The 2704-nt window shown below is 43.0% G+C and carries 5 protein-coding genes; 3 read left to right on the top strand and 2 right to left on the bottom strand.

The features are described 5' to 3' along the window. Nucleotides 1-137 precede the first annotated feature (137 nt). From OXF42_05965 to OXF42_05975, 3 genes are all read left to right on the top strand, one after another. Nucleotides 138-449 carry a hypothetical protein gene (locus tag OXF42_05965; GenBank protein MCY4047630.1) on the top strand — a complete coding sequence of 104 codons (312 nt, stop codon included), beginning with the start codon at nt 138-140 and terminating at the stop codon, nt 447-449. Next, nucleotides 427-894 carry a hypothetical protein gene (locus tag OXF42_05970; protein MCY4047631.1) on the top strand — a complete coding sequence of 156 codons (468 nt, stop codon included), beginning with the start codon at nt 427-429 and terminating at the stop codon, nt 892-894. The genes OXF42_05965 and OXF42_05970 overlap by 23 nt, the downstream gene beginning before the upstream one ends. A 122-nt stretch (nt 895-1016) precedes the next feature. Then, nucleotides 1017-1190 carry a type II toxin-antitoxin system HicB family antitoxin gene (locus OXF42_05975; GenBank protein MCY4047632.1) on the top strand — a complete coding sequence of 58 codons (174 nt, stop codon included), beginning with the start codon at nt 1017-1019 and terminating at the stop codon, nt 1188-1190. 21 nt (nt 1191-1211) lie between these two features. Here OXF42_05975 and OXF42_05980 read toward each other — a convergent pair whose 3' ends face one another. Together OXF42_05980 and OXF42_05985 are read right to left on the bottom strand one after the other, a co-directional pair. Beyond that, a complete protein-coding gene (locus OXF42_05980; protein ID MCY4047633.1) occupies nt 1212-2192 on the bottom strand; it encodes a hypothetical protein in 981 nt (326 codons plus the stop codon). Nucleotides 2193-2242: 50 nt separating this feature from the next. After that, nucleotides 2243-2704: hypothetical protein (locus tag OXF42_05985; GenBank protein ID MCY4047634.1), on the bottom strand; the 462-nt coding region annotated here is incomplete at its 5' end.

The raw sequence follows: 2704 nt of genomic DNA on the forward strand, positions 1-2704 counted from the left end.
TGCAGAAGCCCCGCCGAGATGGGCGAGACGCTGAAACAGAAAGCGGGGATTGGTTAATCCCGCTTGACAGTCATACGATTGCTAACCTACAATACTGACAGTTGCGCCCCTTGAGGCTCGGCTAAGAGGAAGAACAGATGGCAAAAGAATTTGCAAAGGTTGAGAAGTCCGTAGAAAAGTTTGTAAATAAGGTTGTAAAGAAAGAACTTGCCCCGACCTCCATTGTTAAAATCAATATGAGGGAAGATGAGAGCGGTTATGACGGTAAACCGCTTTACCGCATTGATATAATTTTTGACGGAAACAGGCCTCACCCCGAACAGGTCAGCAACATGTTGATTAGTGTGGGGGACTATTTGTGGGACATTGATGATGAACGTTTTCCTCTGTTCACATTTCTAACTCCGGAGGATGCAAAAGATTACTATGACCCCGTCAAGCTTGATTGATACGGCTGATACGCTACTTAACGCCCACACCAGACGCCCCCGCCAATCAGACCTGAAAAGGGCGGTCAGCACAATTTACTACGCGATGTTTCATGCCTTGTGCAGAAACAGCGCCGACTGTCTTGTCGGCACAGCGGGAGCGGATAGAAGCGGGTCTGCGTGGCGGCAGATTTACCGGGCGGTTGAGCATGGTTTGGCAAGGTCTCAGTGCGAAAACAAGAATGTGGTGCAACGCTTTCCGGGGGAGATTCAGGCTTTCGCCAAAAATTTTGTGGAAATTCAGGAAAAACGCCATGAGGCGGACTATGACCCTGATTCGGAATACAGGCTTGCCGATGTGCAAATGTGGCTTGATTCCGCCAAACTTTACATCAAGCGGCTGGAGGGCGCGTCAATTAAAGACCGCCGCGCTTTTGCCGTATGGGTTACAGTAAAAAATCGTTAGTAGAGCAGTTGTTGGGCGGGCGGCAGAGCCGCCTACCTGTCATTCCGTGCTACGACACGGAATCCAGAGGGGATAGGGGGGAATATCCAACCTTTGCGGGCGAGTTTGTGTATAATTGAAACATGAAACTCAAGGTTGTAATACACAAAGCCGAAGAGGGCGGATATTGGGCGGAAGTGCCTTCCATTCCGGGTTGCGCCACACAGGGTGAAACCTTTGATGACCTGCTGACAAACCTTTATGAGGCGGTTGAGGGTTGCCTGTCGGTGGATGTTGAAGAGTCTGATGTGAAGTAAAGACAGTTAACCGACCGTTGCCTAGGAAGGTTGGTTAGTAGTATATAAATTCTTGCCCTCTGATTTGATTAAGTACAAATAAGTCTCAGGGTCACCATTAATATATTTTACTCCTGTTGTGTATCTTGGGTTGTAATACCTAGGTTGAGTGTACACAACATCGCAATCAAAATTAGAGGCAAACAAAGCCATTGCCAAAGAGTGCGTCTTTGGTCCATAAGGGGCAATAACGCATGAATGGTTGCCCGTATCTGATATAGTCAACAGGTGATCGTAACACCTTGAAACATCCTTGATATCTACTCTAATTATACGACTGTCACCTTCTCTTACTGTATAGTTTTTTTCTATTGATCTAACAAACTCCCAACTTCTTTGATAATTCGGAGGTCCCGGAGGAAAGGGGAATACAAAATTAATCTCCGCTTTGGGATAATCATCTTTGAGTAAACTAGGTAACTCATAAGGCATAAAGCCCACGCCTACAATCGCTTTCTCCTTTTTTGAAACTTTGATTTCAGTCTGTTTAAACATCGGTATGTGAGACCATGGCAAAGTATCCTCTGCAAGACCTATCTTGGAATAAGACTGTGGCAAAGTGTAACAAACAACCAAGTTTTGCACTTGATCAGAATTTAGCATCAATTTAAGTATTGGAAAGAAAAAGCGCTTGGGGAAGCATGAAATATCTAACAATATATTGGGGCAAGACACATCAAGGAATCTTTTAACTTCATCTTTCAGCAAACGTGGACTTTCCAGAAGCGCGAGTTCTTTAATCCTGAAATTATTATCAAGAGCATCATTCAATTGATTGGTATGTTCCTCATATATCTCTTCAATACATATTGAGTGTACTGAGTCTTCGTCAGTTACCTTCAGAAAAAAGATGTCGTTTAGAGTAAAACTTGACTTGGCTTGATCTACGGCTGTTATAAATCTGTCTTCAAAGCCTAAACAACCCATAAAACACCACTCCATTGGTTTCAGTTTCTCTTTCATCCATGAGAAATGCCCCCAAGGTCTCAGATTTCCGGACAGAGAAAGCATCTCTAAAAGTTGTCCTTCTTGAAAAGAACTTGTTGTGCATCCGAGACTTTCTTTCTACCACTTTTTGCTTCGGCAAAGTTCACTTTGTCCCCGATGTGAAATAGGGATTTCATTTTTTGTATTGACAAATACTCCGGTTCTTTTATACGCTTATAAGTAATCCTAAAATGAGGACAAAATATAGGTGTCAAGTAATACTTAATCCTTTTTTGGCCTCCTGATTTAGATGTGTGCTTCACATCATACAAATCTCCGTAGTCAACAGCTTTTTCCAAGAATTGCTTTACTTCATTATTCTCTTCCAGTTCATCTGAAGACAGTGAAAAACCACTATGTCCGGGGTAAGACATAGATAGATCTTTTTTAACAAGTAAATCGTAATACCTACGGCCAATTTCCTTAATGAATTGTGATCTTTCCTTTGAGTTTCTGCCTTCAAAAAGCTTTTTCATCCATTCCCCACT

It is taken from the genome of Candidatus Dadabacteria bacterium, from assembly GCA_026708565.1.
In the GTDB taxonomy this organism is placed as follows: Bacteria; Desulfobacterota_D; UBA1144; order Nemesobacterales; family Mycalebacteriaceae; genus Mycalebacterium.